The organism is Dyella marensis (genome assembly GCF_049532885.1).
Lineage (GTDB): Bacteria > Pseudomonadota > Gammaproteobacteria > Xanthomonadales > Rhodanobacteraceae > Dyella_D > Dyella_D marensis.
In genome coordinates this window covers 4,838,995-4,857,668 of record NZ_CP064029.1, presented here as the reverse complement: position 1 = coordinate 4,857,668, position 18,674 = coordinate 4,838,995, and the positions used below count along the sequence as shown (strand labels likewise).

Below are 18,674 nucleotides of genomic sequence, written 5' to 3'. Positions count from 1 at the left end.
CTCATGTCCCGAACTTGGCGAAAACCTGGGTGGAAGGACAGTCCGCGCACACCGCCGCGGACTGGCGGACGGCGAGCCGTGCGCGCAGGGCGGTTACGTCGTGCGCGGTGCGGATGTCGCGGGTGCTCATGGGGCTATGGTCGATGGTGAAGCTGCACGGCGCGATGCGGCCGTGCTCGTCGATAAAGATGGTGGGGCGGCGCGGTGCGCAATCGGCGACGGCAATGGCGCGGCCGGTGGCGCTGGCCTCGAAGCGGTCGAGGTAGGCGTCGTGCGCGCACAGGCGCACGCCGCGCCCGGCCATGCGCGCCGCCAACGGCGGCAGCCGGGTGCGCAGCCAGGCCACGTCGGCGGCGCGCAAGGCGTGGCCGGCGTGGTACTGCGGACGGTCGCGGCCGCCGAGCTGGTTGAAGGTGATCTCGTCCACGCCCCAGTCCGCGAGGCGGTCGCACAGCGCCGGGAAGCGTTCCAGAGTGTCGTGCATCAGCACTGTGTTGACGCGCAGTTTCGGGGTGCCGCCTGCAGCGCCGCGCTGCGCAACCAGGCGCGCGATGCCCTGCTCCAGCCGCCGCCAGCCACCGGGCCAGCCGCGCAGGCGTTCGTGCGCCTCGCCGACGTCGTCGATGCTGAGCGTCACTTCGTCGAACGCCGCGGCCATGGCCTCCACCACGCCGGGCCGATGCAAGGTGCTGCCATTGGTGGTGACGCTGATGCGCAGGCCGTGGCTTTCGCGCAGGCGCTGCGAAAGCGCGAGCACGCCCGGCCACAGCAGCGGCTCGCCGCCCAGCCAGCTGATCAGCATGTCTTCGCCATGAGCGCGGCCGTACGCGCCGAGCAAGGCGGCGAAGCGTTCCACCTCGGCCGGATCGGATTCCTGCCGCACCAGCCGCAGCCGCCGGTCGTACGCGCAAAAACCGCAGGCCAGGTTGCATACCGTACTGATGCGCCACAGCACGATCATGCGCGTACTCCCGCTGCCGGCCGCTCGTAATGCCGCCGGCTGAACTCGCGCGCAAAGCTGAGCAGGTCGGCCATGTCGCGCACCGCGTGGATCGCCCAGCCGGCCTCTTGCGCACGCAACAGGTCCGCTTCCCAGGGCCGGCTCGTCGGCGCCAGATGCGCCGGCAACGGGGTGTACAGGTTCAAGGCCATGGTGCCGCCCGCGCGGCCCGCGGCCAGCGCACGCGCCGCGACATCCCATCCGCTGTTGCCGCGCTCGTCGTTGGCGAACATGGTAGTGATGCCGTCGTCGGAGATATGCAGGATATGCACCGCGCGTTCGTGCGGCGCGCGCTGGGCGTAGGTATCGCGCAGGCGGTGGATGGGAAACGCCGTGCCGCCGCCGAAGAAGCCGGTGAGCACGCGCAGGATGTCGTCCTCCGAACGCACGAAGCCGCCGGTGTGCAGCACCTGCTGCTTGCCGCTCCACAAGGTGACCTGCACCCGCGCGCCGACGCGCAGCGCGGACAGCGCGATGATGGCGCCGGCGAGGGCCAGGTAAGAGGTGTGCGTCTGCGGATTGGGCATCGAGCCGGAGCTGTCGACGTACAGATCCAGGTCCACCGGCTCGCTGGCCGGATCCTGCCCCGGCGCATCGCCATACGCGCGCTGCACCGTGGTCAGCCCCGGAATCACGCGCGGCGACTGCAGCAGGCTCTGCATCCAGTCCAGCACATCCAGCGGATCGCCCGCTTCCCACGGCTCCAGGCCTTCCAGCTGCGGCTCGAAGGCCTGCGGCTGCGGCCGCACCGGAAAGCGGATCAGGTGCGGCAGCGCGCGCTCGCGGTAGTAGCGCACGGCGATATCGTGATCGCTCAGGTCCAGGCCGGCGGAACGCAGGATCTCCCCGTACTCGAACGGCTCGCGCGCCTGGCCGCCCTGGCGGCTGAGCGCGGCCGGCAGCTCCGGCGGTGTCGGCGGCAGCGTCTCCGCTTCGCCGGTGATGCGCGGATCCAGCGCGGGATGCACGGCCTGATCCAGCTCGCCGTCCTCGATGCGCTCCAGCCCCACCGGCTGGCTGCCCTGTCCGGCGTTGCGCGTATCCATCAGCACGTCCACCCGCCAATCCTTCACCGAGCGCAGCAGATGCGGCAGCAGCAGGGCGGCGAAGCGCGAGGCGCCATCCATCCATTCGCCGGCATAGACGCGCACCACGCGCGCGCCGAGCCAGGCGTCGCCGCGCAGCGCCGCATCATCCACCGGGCCGCCCAGCGAGCCGGGCGCCAGCTGCCACAGCTGCTCGTAGATGCCCATGTAGAGCGTCCACACCGGCGTCGTCTCTGTCGACGTATCGCGTTCGGCCAGGCGGCGGTAGATATCGGCCATGCGCAGGCCGCACTGGCGCTGCAGGCGGTCGTTGATCAGCAGGTCGGTATAGAGGTTGGCCACCATCGGCGCCTGTGCTTCCAGCGTGGGCAGCGCATGGCGCAGGCGCGCGAGCAGGCGGGCATGGTCGGTGGCGGTGGCCGGGGCCAGCACGTGGTGGCCGATTTCGTGCGCCAGGATTTCCACGGCGTGATCGGTCAGGCCCAGGCGCTCCACTTCGGGCAGGTCGATCACCACGCGCTGGTCGAACAGGCGGATCATCGCAAAACTGCCGAGCAAGCCTTCGGCGGCGGCATCCACGCGGCTCTCGCACAGGCGCGGATCGCGCAGGCGGGTGAAGCGGCTCCAGGCTTCCAGCGCGGCCGGCCATGCGGCCTGCCAGCGGGACAGCGTGTCGGTGGCAGGCCCCTCGCTCACGCGCGCGCCGGCACGATGCGCACGTGGTGCGACCACGGCGAGAAGAGCGCCACGCTGTCGGCGCGGCCCACCGCCTGCATGCGGTCGCCCGGCACAGCGAACGCGATCTCGCGTCCGCCCACGCTGCCGCCGCGCGGCGTGATCGCCACGCCGGGCGCCGCGGCTGCGTCGGCCTGCGCAAACTCGTTCGCCGCCGCCGGCAGCACCACCGCGCCGAAGGCATCGGCCATCAGCAGGAAGTGGCGCCCCGCGCTCTCGGCCACGAAATGCCCGGTGCCGGCGCGAATGGCCGGCGGCACCGCGAAGGGGCCATCCATGCCGCTGAAACCGCCGAGAGTCTGGCCCTGCGCATCGACCGCACCGATGGATGGGTTCCACCAGCGATCGGCCGCCAGCCGTTCGCGCAAGCCCGCCCATGGCACGTCGGGCGCACCGAGCGCGGCCGAAGCCAGTGCCGGGTCCAGCCGATCGGCCTGCACCAGCGCCGGCTCGCGCAGGTGCGCCATGCCGGCGCGCCAGGCGCACAGCGCGCCGAGTGCGCGCAGCTCGTCAAGCGCGGCGCAGCGGCCGGCCAGCGCGCGCATGGTGTCGATCCACTCTTCCACCCGCACGCCGCGCACGCTGCTCAGGCGCACGACGGCATTGGTCACCGTGCCCAGGGTTTCGGTGGGCGCCTGCGCGATCAGCCTGGCGATGGACGCAGCGAGCTGTTTCCACGCGCGGTCCACCCACGGCAGCCGCGCCTTCGGTCCGGCCAGCCCCTGGCCGACCAGGGTAAGGCCGATCTCGAACGCCGCCTCCACCGCCGCGCCGGTGGCCAGCGGATCCACGGCCTGCACCGCCCCGCACACTGCATCGAGCGTGTCGCCCACGAAGGCGCTGAAGGCCGCGGTATCGAACCCGGGCTGCTGATGCCGCGCTTCGGCCACGCGCTGGTTGAGCAGCGCGCGCCGCGAGGCCAGCACGCCGGCGAGCGTGTCGGAGACCATCAGCGCGCCTGCTGCCAGTGCAGGTAATTGGTGTAGCGCTGGTGCAGGTATTTGAGCTTCAGCAGATCGTCGTACAGATGCCCGTAGAGCTTGCGGCCCTTCACCCGCTCCTCGATCAGCCGCTCGATGCGCACCAGCCGCGCGCGCGTCTCGCGCTCGCTCAAGCCGTCCAGCCCGCGCGCGAATTCCGCCGACAGCTCGCCCACCGGGTCGTTGCGGTCCAGGTCCAGGCGGTCGTATTCCGCGTTGGAGGCGTCGAACAGCCAGCGCAGCCAGCTCAGCCGGTCGGTGCGGTAGGCGGCGTTCTCGGGCAGGCCGAAGAACGGCGCGTCCAGGTCCGGCTGCAGCTTGTCGTTGAGCACGAAGGGCAGCACGTGGCGCACGTCGTCCAGCGCCACCGCCGCTTGGCCGCGGAAATAGGCCAGCGCCTTGGCGAAGACCAGCAAGGTGGTGAGGTTGCGCACCGACAGGCCGTTGCGGGTCTGGCAGCCCAGGTCCTTCATGCGGTCGCGGCCGGTGTCGGCGGCGGTGGCCTGCGCCCAGTCGGCGCCGGCCAGGCGCACGGTGTCCTTGGTGAGGTATTCGAACTGCGCGCCGGCGGTTTCCATCAGCTCGAACTGGCTGGCGAAGAATTCCACGCGCCGGCGCACGTCCTGCGGCACGTCCACCGCGCGGATTTCCTCGCCCAGGCGGTCGACTTCCGCCTCGGCGAAGATGATGTCGCGCGGCACCACTTCTTCCGGCCGGATGTTCTCCTCGATGCGCAGCAGCAGCTCGTCCAGGAAGCGCGGATTGAAGGCCAGCGCCTGCACCACCACGTCGATGCGGTCGCGCAAGGCCTCCACCACCTGGTAGGTGCCGCCGCCGCGGTCGTCGTTGGCGGTGAGGTACCAGGCCGACTCCGGGCATTCGTAGACGTGGTTGAGGATCTCGGCGTAGTTGTCGCCCATCACGGTGAGCAGGGCGCTCTGCGTGCGGGTGGGGATGCGGTTGTACTCGTCGATGATCTTCACCCGCATCGACAGCCACTTGCGCCAGGCGATGCGGATATCGCCCATGTCCTGCGCCGCCACGAGGTCGGCCGGCAGCGGATTGCCGAGCAGGTCGGCGATGGTCATCTGCGGATGCCCGTGCTGCATGGCGCGGCGCACCTCGCGCACCGGATAGCCGGCCAGCACGCCCATCAGGATGGCGCTGGCCGTCTTGCCGCGCCCGGGGCCGCCGATGAACAGGCATTTGCGCCGCGCCGCGAAGGCGAGCAGCGGCAGCAGCACGTAGCTGGAATAGCTCTGCGCCGAGGGCAGGGTGAGCGTGCGGCGGGTATCGCCCACCGCGAAGGTGGCGGCGGGGCCGTCGTGGTATTCGATGTCGTAGTGCGGGCTGATGATCGCGTTGTTGACGATCCAGAAATACGCCTGGCGCAGCTTCTCGTCGAGGCGGACCGGTTGCGCTTCGGCATCGGCCGCGGTGCGCACGGGCCCTTCGTACAGCTCCGCCACGTCGAAGTTGCGCGGCGCCGGCTCGGCCCGCGGATTGGTGGGCGCCTTGGACACGCGCTGAAACAGATTGAACGGCGACACTCGATCCCTCGCTGGGCAGCCATTCGCGGCATTCTAGAACGCGTGCCTGGCGGCCGTAAGTGCAGCCCGGGGAGGCCGGGCGCGGCTTGCCATGTGACAAAGCCGCCAGTCCCGCCGCCGCGGGATAGCAACCTCGCCGTGGCTGGTCATAATGGCGCCCATGACGACGATTTACCGGTTCGGCGCATTCGAGCTCCATCCGCAGGCGCGCCAGCTGCTGCAGAACGGCGATCCCGTCGAACTCACCGCCAGCGCCTTCGACTGCCTGGCCTACCTGGTCGAGCATCGCGAACGGGCGGTGGGCAAGGACGAGCTGATCGCCGCGGTCTGGGGCAGCACCGAGATCAGCGACAACCTGCTCGCCCAGACCATCGTCCGCCTGCGCCGCGTGCTTGGCGACAACGCGGACGAGCAGCGCTGCATCAAGACCTTGCCGCGCATGGGCTACCGCTGGGTGATGGCCACGTCGATCATGTCGGACATACCCTGCCCGCCGGCCGCGGCGGGCGATGAGCCGGTGGTCATCGCGCGCCGCGCGCCATCGCCCCGGCGCCGCCGCCTGCGCTGGGGCGTGGCGCTGCTGTTGCTGGTGGCCGTGGCCGGCTTCGGCGCATGGCGCTTCCACGGGCGCGCCAGCAAGGCTTTCCAGCGAGGTACCGCGGTAGTCCTGCCCGCGCAGATTCATGCACCGGAAGAGTGGGCGTGGCTGCGCCTGGGCCTGATGGACCTGATCGTCGGCGACCTGCGCGGCGCCAGGGTGCCGGTGGAAAGCAGCCGGACCGTGGTCAACCTGCTCGACCGGCCGGAACAGGGCGGCGCGGCGCCGCTTGCATCGTATGCGCTGGTGATCCAGCCCCAGGTAACGCTGGACAACGGCCGCTGGCATGTCCAGCTCGAGGCGAGCATGCGCGACGGCGGCGCCCTGCAGGCCGAAGCCTCCGCCGTCAACATGCTGAAGGCCGCGCACGAGGCCAACGCTCTCCTGCTTGCCCAGCTGGGCGCGAGCGATTCCGACCGCGTCGCTTCGGAAGACGACAAGGAGCAATACCTGCTGCGCATGGAGGCCGCGTCCTATGCGGGCACGCTCGGCGTGCTGCGCGAGCTGATCGACAACGCGCCGGCGGATCTGCGCACGACGCCGGCGTTTGCCTACGCCAAGGTCGCCTTCTACTGCGACCAGGGCGAGTACGAGGCATGCAAGACCGAATCGGCCAACCTGCTGGACCGCCTGCCGGCCAGGACCCAGCCGGTGCTGCGCGGAAGGACGCTGGCGAAGCGGTGGTACGTCTACTTCCGCGAACACAAGCACGCGCAGGGGGCGCAGGCGCTGCTCGAAGCGATCAGCCTGCTGAAGCAGCAGAACAACACGGGCTATCTGGCCTATGCCTATGCGCAGCGCGCCGAGCTGCTGAGCATGGCGGGCCGCTTCGACGAGGCCCAGGCGGATTTCGGCGATGCGCGCGTCAACTATGCTCTGGCGGGCGACACCGCCGGCGTGGTGGGCATTGACGAATCGCTGGCGGAACTGAACATGCAGCACGGGCACTTCGCCCAGGCCGTTCCGGTGATCCAGCGTGCGGTCGGGCAATACGAACGCCTGGGCATGCGCCAGTATGTGCCGCCGCTGATGACGGACCTGGTGATCTCGCAGAAGATGCTGCTGCAGCATGCCGATGCCTTCGCCAGCACGGAGCGGTACTGGCCGCTCGACAAACAATTTCCGGAATACACCGAGAACATCGGCCGCCATATCCTGATGTTCCATCGCGCCGATGCCCTGGGCGGCATGGGCCGCGCCGCCGAAGCCGGCGCGTTGCTGGAGCAGGTGCTCGCGCAGATCGATGCCGACCCCCATGGCGAGCCCGGCCTCAAAGCCACGGTATACATGTTGCTGGCCAAGCTCGCGCTGCAGCGTGGCGATATCGGCGGCGCGCAGGCGTGGATAGCCAAAGCCCTGTCGGGGCATCTGCTGGCATGGGACGGCGACCAGCGCGACACCGCCGATGCGTGGCTGCTGGACGCGCTGATCGCGCAGCAGGCCGGCGACGTGAAGGAAATCCAGCGGGCGCTGTCCGCCATGCAGGCCTGGGCCGACAAGCTTTCCTCCACCGACCGCGACGACTGGATCGCCATCCGGCTGCTGCGTGCGCAAGCCATACAGGCCCAGGCCGAGGGCCGCCGCGAGACGGCGCTGGATCTGCTGAAGCAGGCCATGAACCGGGCCAGCCGCTACGGCGTGCCGGAACTGATCGCCGACACGGGTCTGGCCTACACCCTGGCCCTGCTGGAAAGCGGCCAGGTGAGCGAAGCTTTCGTGATCAGCGGCCAGCTCTCCGCCTGGGGCCAGCTGGACTGGCGCGTGGCCTGGGCGCAGGCCTGCGTGTACCGCGCGATGGGACAGACCGAGTCCTGGAACCGCTACCAGCGCAAGGCGCGCGAGTTGGCGGGCGACCGCGTTTTGCCCACCCCGCGCCCGAAGGCTTGAGGCGGGGGCGCCCGCGGCTATGATGCGGGTGACGGGCAGGGGAGACAGTGATCCGGCATGATTTGCAGCGCAGGCGACAGGGTTTTCAAGCACCATGGATGAGCGAGGATCGGAAACCGGCCGGATGGCCGCCGTCTTCATCGCCTTGATCGCCCTGCTCACCCTGGGTGCGCTCTACGTTCCGCGCTTCGAAGGCGCACCCGTCAAATCCAGGATCGTCACGTCCGCGCGGCCAGTGATGCCTTCGGTCGAGCTGTGGCTGAGCACCGAAGATCGCCGCCTGCAGCTGAAACCGCAGCCCGATATCGAGATGAGCATCCGCGGCGAGCAGGACGCCGACGTCATCATCGACCGCAAGACCACCTACCAGAGCATGACCGGCTTCGGCGCGGCCATGACCGATGCCTCGGCCTGGCTGCTGCAGAACAAGCTCAGCGTGCTGCAGCGCGCGACGCTGATGCACGAGCTGTTCGGGCCGCCGCCGAACCTCAACTTCAACATGCTGCGCCTGACCATCGGCGCCTCCGATTTCTCCCTGCAGCCCTACACGCTGGACGACGTGCCGTTCGGCCAGACGGACCCGGGCCTGGCGCATTTCAATATCACGCCGAATCTGCAGCAGGAGGTGATCCCGGCGGTGCGCGAGGCGCTGGCGGTGAATCCCGCGCTGCTGATCGTCGCCTCGCCGTGGAGCGCGCCGGCGTGGATGAAGAGCAGCGAGAATTTGATCGGCGGCGAACTGCTGGAGCAGTACGAGAGCACGTACGCGGATTATCTCGTCAAATATCTCGACGCCTTCCGCGGCTTTGGCATTCCCATTTTCGCGCTGACCCTGCAGAACGAGCCCAGCTTTACGCCGGTGACGTATCCCGGCATGGAGATGGGGCCGGAGACGCGGACGCGGATTGTCGCGCAGTACCTGGGCCCGAAGCTGGCCAACCGCCGGCCGAAAACGCGCATTCTGGAATGGGATCACAACTGGAGCCATCCCGAGCAGCCGACCAGCGTGCTGAACAACGCCGACGCCGCGCGCTATATCGACGGCGTGGCCTGGCATTGCTATGAGGGCAGCCAGTACGCGCAGGGCGAAGTGCATCGCGCGTTCCCGCAGAAGGATGCCTACCTCACCGAGTGCTCCGGCGGCGACTGGGCCTCGAGCGTCAATGGCGAGCTGATCTGGTTCACGCGCAATCTGCTGGTGCTGGGCACCAAGCAGTGGGCGCGCGGCGTGATCTATTGGAACCTGGCACTGGACGAGAACCACGGCCCGCACTTCGGCGGCTGCGATCTGTGCAAGGGCGTGGTGACGATCGATTCCAGGACCGGCGCGGTGAGCCGCAACGACGAGTACTACGCCCTGGCCCACTTCAGCCGCTTCGTGCTGCCGGGCGCCGTGCGCGTGAAGTCAACCGACACCGATGCCGACAAGGGCATTGCCAATGTCGCCTTCCAGAACGAGGCGGACGGTTCGATCGTGCTGGTGATGGTGAACACGCATGCGGCGCCGCGCACCGTGACGGTGGCCGAGGGACCGACCCGCTTCGAGTACACCATGCCGGGGCGCAGTGTCGGGACCTTCGTGTGGAATTCGGATCGGGCAGGGTCGTTGATACGGCAGGCGTTCCGGTGGTTGAAGGGCAGCAGATAAGTGTCTTCGGGAAAGACAAGCGAATGGCCGATGCATGCGAGAGCTGGCGGGATGCCTGACCGATGAACGAGCAACGCAAAGCCGGTTTCGACTGGATGGTGTACGGCGCGATCCTGTTTGCAGCCATCGCCTTATGCAATGGCTGCATGGGAAAGATATTCACGTGCCCGGCCTGGGTCTGGCATGCGGTATTCCGGGGGCGCTGATCATGGCCGGCCTGATCAAGCTGGTCACCGGTGTTCCCGTCTGGCAGGCCGCGGAACGATGGGGCGCGATGCCCTCGTGGAAGCAGAGCTTGTTCGGGCTTCTGTTGATCCTGGCCGGGGTGGGGCTGATAGGCGCGGTGATCGCCGTTTAAGTTCACTACTTGATCTGAGTGTGGCCGCTCCGGGCGGCATCGAAAGGGGGAAGGCCGTGGAAAAGATCGTGGTATTCACCGGCGCCGGTGTCAGCGCCGAAAGCGGCTTGAAGACGTTCCGCGACATGGGCGGCCTGTGGGGCGAGTACGCCATCGAGGACGTGGCTTCGCCGGCCGGATGGAAGCGCAATCCCGCGGTGGTGCTGGATTTCTATAACGAGCGCCGCAAGGCGGTGCTGGCGGCGCGGCCCAATGCCGCGCATGAGGCCATTGCACGCCTGGAAGAGCAGTTCGACGTCGTCGTGGTCACGCAGAATGTCGATGACCTGCACGAGCGCGCCGGCTCATCGAAGATCATCCATGTGCATGGCGAGATCCTGAAGGCCAGAAGCTCGATCGATGCTTCGCTGGTCCACGTACTGGACAAGCCCAGGATCGAACTGGGCGAGTTGTGCGGGAAGGGCAGCCAGCTGCGGCCGGATATCGTCTGGTTCGGCGAGAACGTGCGGCATATGGATGAATGCGCCGAACATTTCGCCGAGGCATCGCGGGTGATCACGATCGGCACGTCGCTGACCGTCTACCCCGCCGCCGGCCTGGTCGAGAAAGCGCCATGGCGCGCCGAGAAATACCTGGTCTCGCCCGAGCCGCAGGAGATTCCCTACGGCTTCAAATTTCTCAGAGGAGCAGCGGCGACCGTCGTGCCCCAGGTGGTGAAGTGCTGGCTCGAAGGGCGCAAGCCGGTGTAGGTCCGTACTACCTGGAGGCCGGCCGGGATTCCCGCACGCCACCCCGCACCGAATGCAGGCTGCTCACCGCCTCGTGCCGCGGGTAATGCGCGGCCGGCGGCCGCGTCACCGTGCGGAACACCGACTCCGGCATCACGTAGTAATAGCCCAGCTGGATCGCCTTCTCGATCAGGTCCTGCTTGGTCAGTACGTTGAATTTCTCCTTGAGGAAGGTCACGTACTGCTCCACCGTGCGCGAGGAGATCGACAGGAAATCGCCGATGCGCTTCGCCGTGGCGCCGCGCAGCATATAGAACAGCACTTCGTACTCGCGGCGGGTGATGTCCAGGTCCGTATCGCCGCCGGCGATCACGTAGCTGACGCCGCCCGGCTGGTCCAGGTCGTTGAACACGCGCGGCGCATTGCTGCGGTAAGGGCCGAGCAGGCCGGTGTTGAGCGCGGACATGTCGGTGAGGTGGAACAGCACGCCGCAGGTCTGGGTTTCCAGGTCCACGAACGGCTTCTTGGTCACCAGGAAGGCGTTGATGCGGGCGCATTTCATCCGATAGACGTTGAAGGTGGTCATCGGCGTCTTGCGTTCCAGCACGTACTGGTCCTGCTCGCGGAAGGTCTGTGCATGCACCGCCATGTCGCCGGGCAAGTCGAAGTCGGTGAGGCCTGCGATCGGCTCGTCCGGGCGCAGGCCGGCGATGGCTTTGAACTCCTGATTCGCGTAAAGGAAAATCGAGTGTTCGTCCTTGCAGCCGCAGGCGCCAGGTATCTGGTCGATAATGGAAGCTAATTGTCTGCTAATGGCTTGCGGCATGGCTTTGGCTCCTTGCGTATCGATATCAATGGCGTAATTACTTAATCGCCCGCGGCCTGTGCTTTATCCGAAATAAAGTGCGGCCGGTCGTGATCGTCCTTTTTCATCGGCGCAGGCGTTATACGCGGCAAAAACATCTGCGCCTATCTGTCATTTGTATTACGGCCAAATGCACAAACACCTTGTATCAAGCTGTTTCGCGCAGCATCGAGCGCCCGCGGCCTGCGCGGTGCAGTCGCGAGTGCCGGGCTCCGTCGAAGCCTCTCGTGTCAACCCTTCGGCAGGGGATGAAAGTAAACACGAAACCAGTTTCGGTTTCGTGACGTGATTAACCGTTGCTTTGTTTCCGCATTTCGCCGAGGCGCATTAATAAGATTAATTCCGAGCGCCTCGACAGATGCTTCACAAACGTATGTTGACTAATGAACATGCGGCCATTCGCCTTAATGAATTTGGCGACTATGACTAATGTCGGTGTGAATGCGGCGTGTAACGGGTGGGAGCTCCAAGGGTGCAGGTATTGAACCCGTCACTCCGGCCCACTCCCCGGAGGGGAGAGGGGGATGTCGATTAACGCGAAAACCGAGCAAAGAGCACGCGGCGCAGCCGCGGCGTTCCGCTTGTGCGCTTCTGCTCTTGATCTACCGGGTCCCCTTGGCGCCCTCAGCAGCTTTGCTGCTGAGGGCGCCAAGCAGGGTGCCCTTCTCTTTGCTTACTTTCTCTTGGGCACGCAAGAGAAAGTAAGTCGGGCCGCGGCAGCGGCACGAAACCCTCGCCAACGGCGAGACACTCAACCAGCAACGCAACAACCGAGCGAGACAGTCACTGGATGATTCGCTTCGCTCACCCCTTCGGGGCCGCCCTGCGGGCGTTCTTCGCGCTACGCGCTCGTCCGGCCTACGCCGGGATGGAAAATGAGACGGCGAGGCAAGACCGTTGCTCTCCCGCTGGGAGAGGGGTGAGGGTACGGCCGGAGCGCAACGGTGATGTGCGCAAAAAAACAGCTACCGCGATGGCCGATCGCGATAGCCGTCCTACTCGCAGCCCCCAACTGGACTGCCATGAAACCGCCACGCCCTCAGGCAATCGGCGTCGCCACACTATCGCTCGAAGGCGCCCGCAACGGCGTATGAAAAGCCGCCGGCGCAAAGCTGTATCCCGCGTAGCCGCTCGACACGATCTCGGCCAGCTTTTCACGATAAGCCGCCAGCCCGCCGAAGAAGAACAGCACCCGGTTCGGCCGGCCCTCGATATTCGCGCCGAAGATCCACGACTTCACTTGCGGGAACAGCGTGTACGCGGCCATGTGTTCGCATTGCACCGTCCACTCGTCCTCGGCCGTCGCATCGGTATCGACCGTGAGCCGGCCCAGCTGCTCGGCGCGGCCCACCAGATGGGCGATCCAGTCCACCTGGGTCTCGATCGCCGGCGCCAGGTTGCTGAATACGCTGTTCGGCCCCAGCACCATGAAGAGGTTGGGAAAGCCGTGCACGCTGATGCCGAGATAGCTGCAGGGCCGGTCGCCCCAGTGGTCGACCAGCAGCTTGCCGTCGCGGCCGGCGATGCGCATTTCGCGATAGCTGCCTTCCACGCATTCGAAGCCCGTGGCATAGACCAGCACGTCGAGGTCGTGCTGCTTGCCGTCCGCGGTGCGGAAGCCGCGCTTGTTGACCTCGGCGATCGGGTTCGCCTTCAGATCGACCAGCTCGACGTTCGGCCGGTTGTAGGTCTCGTAGTAGCCGTCGGCGCAGACGGGGCGCTTGGCGTAGGGTTCCCGCGGCGAGAGCTTCGCGGCCGTGGCCGGGTCGGTGACGATGGTGGCGATCTTCTCGCGGATGAAATCGCAGGCCGCCTCGTTGGCCGCCGGATCGATCGCGATATCGCAGAACGTGCCGAACATGAAGCGGAAGCCGTTGCCGGCATCCCAGTGCTCCTGGAATACGCGGGTGCGCTCCTCGGCGGACACCGACATGGCCGCCACGCCGGCTTCGGCAAAGCCGCAGGCGATGCGGGTCTGGCGCAGCTGGTCCCAGTAGCCGCCGAAGTTGGCGCGGTACTCGCGGATGAAGTCGGGCGACAGCTGGTCGTTGCCGGCCGGCACGCAGTACTGCGCCGAGCGCTGGAACACCGTCAGGTGCCCGGCCACCGCCGCTGCCGCGGGAATGAACTGCACGCCGGTCGAGCCGGTGCCGATCACGCCAACCTTCCTGCCTTCCAGCGACAGGTCGTCCGGCCAGGCACCCGTATGCACCTGGCGCCCCTCGAAACGATCGAGGCCGGGGAGATTCGGCTTGTTGAGCTTCGACAACACGCCCACGGAGGTGACCAGGTAGCGCGCCTCCACCACCTCGCCATCGCCGGTCTCCACGGCCCACACGCCGCGCGCCTCGTCGAAGGTCGCCGCTACCACGCGGGTGTTGAAGCGGATCGCCGGGCGCAGGCCATGCCGATCCACCACGGCATTCAAATAGGCCAGCATCTGCCCCTGCGGCGCGTACTTCTGCGTCCAGTTCCAGCCATCGTAGGTTTCCTGGTCGAAGGAATACCGGTAGACGAAGCTCTCGGTATCCGAACGCGCACCCGGGTACCGGTTCCAGAACCAGGTGCCTCCCACGCCGGCGCCCTTCTCGAAGCCGCGCACCTTGAGCTTCAGCTCATTGCCCAGCTTGTGCAGCGCATAGATGCCGGCAATGCCGGTGCCGATCACGATGGCGTCAATTGCGGGTTTCCGATCGATGTCCACGACATAACCTCCTTGAGAATGGCTTGGGTCCTGCGTACGGCACGGGAAAAGCTTGGCCTAGCCGCTGCGCGGGGAGCGCTCGGCAACGGCGTTGTAAGTGCGGGTGATGCGGTCGATCTCGGCGGCCTTGTCGGCGCCCGCCGCCGCGGCCAGCGAGCGCTCCGCCGCATCGCGGTCGCGGTTGGCCTGGGCGATGCTGCTGGTCGGTGCCTGCCGGCGGATCTCGTAGTCGCGCAGGCCTTGCACCAGGTCGGTGCTGGCGGCCAGCGTGTCGGCCAGTTCGAAGCCATCGACGATGGCCTGCGAACCGCCATGCGCGCCGACCGGATACATCAGATGCGCCGAGTCGCCCAGCAAGGTCACGCGGCCCTTGCCCCACCACGGCAGCGGCGGCCGGTCGACCATCGCCTGCCGCAGCACGGAGTCGCTGCCGGCCAGCATCGCCTGCAGGTCGAACGCTTCCATGGTCCAGTCGGCGTAATGCGGAAGCACGTCCTGCGCCGACACGCGCTCGCGCGACCACACATCCGAGCTCGACGGCAGCAGTTCGTCGGGAATCATGCAGACCCAGTTGACCTGCGCCCGGCCCTGCTGCGCATGCCGCGCGGAAATGGGGTAGGCGATCAGGCGCCGCTTGCTGCTGTCGTTGGCGACGATCATGGTCTCGCCATCGAAGAACGATGGCAGCTCGGTCACGCCGCGGAACATCTGCAGCCCGCCGGAACGCACGGCCATCGCCTCCGGATGCAGCTGGCGCCGCACATTGGAGTGAATGCCGTCCGCGCCGATCAGCAGATCGCCGGAAATCTCGTCGACGCCCAGCGCCGCACCGGAGGCCAGCCGCACGGTGACCGTGCTGTCCGATTCGTAGAAGGCGACCACCCGGGCGCCGCCGATCACGCTTTCCGGCCCGAGCCGGTCGCGCACCGCATACAGCAGCATCGCTTGAAGGTCGCCGCGGTGCAGCGAGTACTGCGGAAAGCGATGCCCCGCCGCCGTGCCGCGCGGCTCACTGCGGTGCTGCCGGCCGAACTCGTCGAGGTAGGCGATGGCGCGCGTGCGGATGCCGCTGCGCTCGAACTCATCGCCCAGCCCCGCCAGGCTCAGCTCTGCCACCGCCGCGGGTTGCACATTGATGCCCACCCCGACGCGCTCGATGGTCGGTGCCGATTCCAGCAGGATCACGTCGCGGAAGCCCGCCGCATGCAGGGCGAGGGCGCAGGCAAGGCCGCCGATCCCTGCTCCGGCGATAAGAATGCGCGGCTGTTGCGCGGACGACTTCATGCAATCTCTCCCAGGGCAGGCAGCGGTTGGAACCGGGCGCCGCGCGGCGCCCGGTTCCGGCGCGATCAGGCCGTATGCACCGACGACACGGTGAACACGTTCGGCGTGGCCTTGGCCAGTTCCGCCATGCGCTTGGCGAACGGCGCGGCGTTGGGGTCTTCGCGAGTGGCCTTGACGTCGTCCAGCGACTTCCACTGCGCGTAGTTGACGACGCGGGTGCCGTCCTTGCTGGCCAGCACGCTGGCGGAGATAAAGCCCGGGCGCTTGCTGATCACCTTCTCGGCGCCTTCGTTGAGCACGTCGATCAGCTGCTGCTGCTTCTCCGGCTCCACGTCGAAGACGCTGATGAAGGTGACGGTCTCGTCGGCGCGGATAACGGCTTGCTTCTTGGTCATGATGAATTCCTTGACGTACGGGGGTATGGCCAGTCGATGGCTCGGTAGACACCCGGCACGCTGCTCGGTGCCGGGGCGTATTCGACGGTAGCGAGCGGAACGGCGCAGCACATCGGTAATTTCTACGGACTCGACTGGCTGCATTCACCGGATGCGATCGGCACCGGCGAAGTTCACGGCATGTCCACATCGCTGCGTGTCTTCAGACCGGCACCGCCTCGACGATGCTCATGCCGGTGGACGTGGGGATGATCCGCTGCAGCTTGAAACCCGACGCCGCGAACAGATCGCGGAACTCGTTGGCCGTACGCTCGCGCGCGCCGAGCAGCACCGCCATATGCATGTCCAGCCACTTGCCGAAGAACGGCGTCTGCCCTTCCGGCAGCACCAGCTCCACCACCAGCAGGCGGCCGTTCGGCGCGATGGCGCGGCGGATGTTCTTGAGGATGGCGATGCTGCGCTCCTCGTCCCAGTCGTGCAGCAGCAGCGACAGGATGTAGGCATCGCCGCCCGGCGGCACCGCGGCGAAGAAATCGCCGCCTTCGGCCAGACATCGGCCGGTGAGACCCGCGGCCTGGATGCGTGCCAGCGCGGCGTCGGCGACGTGCGGCTGATCGAACAGAATGCCGCGCAGATGCGGATAGCGGCCGAGCAGCTTCAGCAGCATGGGGCCGTAGCCGGCGCCGACGTCGACCACCGTGGCGAACGGCGTGAAGTCGTAGGCATCCACCACCGCGCCCGCCACTTCCTTGGTGTAGCCGGCCTGGGCTTCGTTGAATACGCGGTCGGCTTCCGGATGCTCGGCGAGATAGCCGAAGTAGGTCTTGTCGTATTCCTTTTCGAACGCAATCTCGCCGGTCTTGACGTTCTGCAGCACGTGCGACCAGGCGCGGTACTGCTCTTCGCCATGCATGATGGCCTGCGGCCGCATGGTGTTGGGCAGGTCCGAACGCAGCAGGTTGGCCAGCGGCGTCAGGCCGTAGCTGTCCTTGCCGTGCGCGGTGAAGATGCCGACGCTGCTGAGCGCGCGCAGCACGCGGTTGAGCAGGTCCGCCTGGGCGCCGCAGGCGCGCGCAAGATCGTCCACTTGGCGCGGGCCGTCGGCGACGAGATCCGCGATGCCGAGCTTGGCGGCGACATAGATCGACTGCGTCATCCAGTAACCGGTGATCATCTGCAGCAGCTGGTAATGCGGCGGTACGTCGGCGGCGGCGTGCGTCTCGCGCACGGCTTCGGCTTGCGTTGACATGTGGCGCTCCTCGGGTTGGTTGGGCGATGGCGTAGGCCAGTCGCGGTAGCTGGCGTGCGCAACGTAATGCACATGCACCGGCGACGCTTACCGGGTTTTCTACGGTTCTTTGCCCCGATGCGTTTTGTTAGCTTGCCGATCCGCCGATGCAAATCGGCGCTGCATCGCGTACCGCCGGTCAGGGCCGGCGTATCCATGTCGTCGCACACGGAGGTCGGTGAGATGAGCAGTCAACACAGCCACACGCGGGAGAACGGCGGCTGGCATCCGTCGTCCTGGCGCGCACGCCCGGCGCTGCACCAGCCTACGTACGAGGACGGCGCCAGGCTCGATACGGTCGTGCGGCGCATCGGCAAGCTGCCGCCGCTGGTGACGTCGGGCGAGATCCAGGAACTGAAGCGCGCGCTGGCCGACGCGCAGGAAGGCCGCCGCTTTCTGCTGCACGGCGGCGATTGCGCGGAGAGCTTCGGCGATTGCGATGCCGACACCATCGTCAATCGCCTGAAAGTGCTGTTCCAGATGAGCCTGATCCTGGGGCATGGACTCAAGCAGCCGGTGATCCGCGTCGGCCGTTTCGCGGGGCAGTACGCCAAGCCGCGTTCGAGCGACAAGGAAACCGTCGGCGGCGAAACCTTGCCGGTGTTCCGCGGCGATATCGTCAATGCGCCGGAATTCGATGCGTTCGCCAGGCAGCCGGATCCGGAGCGCATGTTCCAGGCCTATGCCTTCTCCGCGCTGACGCTGAACTTCACGCGCGCGCTGTTCGAAGGCGGCTTCGGCGACCTGCGCCATCCGGAGTACTGGCAGCTGGACTGGATCGACCAGTCGCCGCGTGCGCTGGAATACCGTACGGCCGTCGAGGAAATCGCCAATTCCTGGCGCTTCCTGCATGCGCTGGGCGGGCAGATGGGCACCGAGCGCGTCAGCGCAGGTTTCTACACCTCGCACGAAGCGCTGCTGCTTCCGTTCGAGGAAGCGGTGACGCGCCGCGTGCCGCATCGCCGCGGCTGGTTCAATCTGTCCACGCACCTGCCGTGGATCGGCATGCGCACCAGCGCTATCGACGGTGCGCACGTCGAGTATTTCCGCGGCCTGCAGAATCCGGTGGCGTTGAAGGTCGGGCCTGCGACCAAGCCCAACGATCTGCTGCAGCTGATCGAAGTGCTCAACCCGCACGAAGAGCCGGGCCGCCTGACGCTGATCACCCGCATGGGGCGCAAGCACATCGCCGAAGCCTTGCCGCCGCTGCTCGCGGCGGTGCGCCGCGCGGGGCGCCACGTGCTGTGGGTCGCCGACCCCATGCACGGCAATACCGAAACCACGCCCACCGGCATCAAGACCCGGCATTTCGACAATATCCGCTACGAGCTGGAAACCGCCTTCCAGATCCACGCGGCCGAAGGCACCCGCCTGGGCGGCGTGCATCTGGAAATGACCGGCGAGGACGTGACCGAATGCCTGGGCGGCGCCCGCAGCCTCACCGAGCAGGATCTGCAGCGCGCTTATAAATCGGCGGTGGATCCGCGCCTCAACTACGAGCAGGCGATGGAGCTGGCCATGCTGATCACCAAGGCGGAGCGCTCCGGTCCCAAGGCCGTCGAACGCACCGCTACCGGCCCCAGGCCTGTCGCCGTTATCTGACCCGCG

14 protein-coding genes are annotated in these 18,674 nt (G+C 67.2%); 5 read left to right on the top strand and 9 right to left on the bottom strand.

Annotation, left to right across the window (positions count from 1 at the left end):
- Position 1 precedes the first annotated feature (1 nt).
- Genes ISN75_RS21415 through ISN75_RS21400 form a run of 4 tightly spaced genes read right to left on the bottom strand, consistent with a single transcriptional unit; the run spans position 2 to position 5,311 of the window.
- A complete protein-coding gene (locus ISN75_RS21415; RefSeq protein WP_343818155.1) occupies positions 2-961 on the bottom strand; it encodes a radical SAM protein in 960 nt (319 codons plus the stop codon).
- Entirely contained in the window at positions 958-2,742 is a 1,785-nt protein-coding gene (locus ISN75_RS21410) for a hypothetical protein (protein WP_343818153.1), read from the bottom strand. Before ISN75_RS21410 ends, ISN75_RS21415 begins: the two co-directional genes overlap by 4 nt.
- On the bottom strand, positions 2,739-3,731 hold the full coding sequence (locus ISN75_RS21405) for a hypothetical protein (RefSeq protein ID WP_343818151.1): 993 nt from the start codon (positions 3,729-3,731) through the stop codon (positions 2,739-2,741). The genes ISN75_RS21410 and ISN75_RS21405 overlap by 4 nt, the downstream gene beginning before the upstream one ends.
- Positions 3,731-5,311: a MoxR family ATPase gene (locus ISN75_RS21400; RefSeq protein ID WP_343818149.1), complete on the bottom strand. Its 1,581-nt coding sequence runs from the start codon at positions 5,309-5,311 to the stop codon at positions 3,731-3,733. The genes ISN75_RS21405 and ISN75_RS21400 overlap by 1 nt, the downstream gene beginning before the upstream one ends.
- 160 nt (positions 5,312-5,471) lie before the next feature.
- Between ISN75_RS21400 and ISN75_RS21395 the strand changes: the two genes are divergently transcribed.
- From ISN75_RS21395 to ISN75_RS21380, 4 genes are all read left to right on the top strand, one after another.
- Entirely contained in the window at positions 5,472-7,796 is a 2,325-nt protein-coding gene (locus ISN75_RS21395; RefSeq protein WP_167253046.1) for a winged helix-turn-helix domain-containing protein, read from the top strand.
- 124 nt (positions 7,797-7,920) lie between these two features.
- Positions 7,921-9,444: a glycoside hydrolase family 30 protein gene (locus ISN75_RS21390; RefSeq protein ID WP_343818147.1), complete on the top strand. Its 1,524-nt coding sequence runs from the start codon at positions 7,921-7,923 to the stop codon at positions 9,442-9,444.
- 34 nt (positions 9,445-9,478) lie between these two features.
- Positions 9,479-9,802 (top strand): hypothetical protein, encoded by a 324-nt coding sequence (locus ISN75_RS21385; RefSeq protein ID WP_343818145.1) that lies wholly within the window; start codon positions 9,479-9,481, stop codon positions 9,800-9,802.
- Positions 9,803-9,858: 56 nt separating this feature from the next.
- Positions 9,859-10,551 carry an NAD-dependent deacylase gene (locus ISN75_RS21380; protein WP_343818143.1) on the top strand — a complete coding sequence of 231 codons (693 nt, stop codon included), beginning with the start codon at positions 9,859-9,861 and terminating at the stop codon, positions 10,549-10,551.
- 7 nt (positions 10,552-10,558) lie between these two features.
- Here the strand turns inward: ISN75_RS21380 and ISN75_RS21375 are convergent, their stop codons facing one another.
- The 5 genes from ISN75_RS21375 to ISN75_RS21355 all read right to left on the bottom strand — a co-directional run bounded on the left by ISN75_RS21375 (position 10,559) and on the right by ISN75_RS21355 (position 17,027).
- Positions 10,559-11,356 carry a LuxR C-terminal-related transcriptional regulator gene (locus ISN75_RS21375; protein WP_168649326.1) on the bottom strand — a complete coding sequence of 266 codons (798 nt, stop codon included), beginning with the start codon at positions 11,354-11,356 and terminating at the stop codon, positions 10,559-10,561.
- A gap of 1,078 nt (positions 11,357-12,434) precedes the next feature.
- On the bottom strand, positions 12,435-14,099 hold the full coding sequence (locus ISN75_RS21370) for an NAD(P)/FAD-dependent oxidoreductase (protein WP_343818141.1): 1,665 nt from the start codon (positions 14,097-14,099) through the stop codon (positions 12,435-12,437).
- A gap of 57 nt (positions 14,100-14,156) precedes the next feature.
- Positions 14,157-15,383 (bottom strand): FAD-dependent monooxygenase, encoded by a 1,227-nt coding sequence (locus tag ISN75_RS21365; protein WP_343818139.1) that lies wholly within the window; start codon positions 15,381-15,383, stop codon positions 14,157-14,159.
- 65 nt (positions 15,384-15,448) lie between these two features.
- Positions 15,449-15,778 (bottom strand): antibiotic biosynthesis monooxygenase family protein, encoded by a 330-nt coding sequence (locus ISN75_RS21360; RefSeq protein WP_167253053.1) that lies wholly within the window; start codon positions 15,776-15,778, stop codon positions 15,449-15,451.
- Between the two features lie 202 nt (positions 15,779-15,980).
- Positions 15,981-17,027 carry a methyltransferase gene (locus tag ISN75_RS21355; protein ID WP_343818136.1) on the bottom strand — a complete coding sequence of 349 codons (1,047 nt, stop codon included), beginning with the start codon at positions 17,025-17,027 and terminating at the stop codon, positions 15,981-15,983.
- Positions 17,028-17,249: 222 nt separating this feature from the next.
- On the opposite strand from ISN75_RS21355, the gene ISN75_RS21350 reads away from it, so the two are divergent.
- Positions 17,250-18,668, top strand: a complete 1,419-nt coding sequence (locus tag ISN75_RS21350) for a class II 3-deoxy-7-phosphoheptulonate synthase (RefSeq protein WP_343818134.1) — start codon at positions 17,250-17,252, stop codon at positions 18,666-18,668.
- Positions 18,669-18,674: the final 6 nt, after the last annotated feature.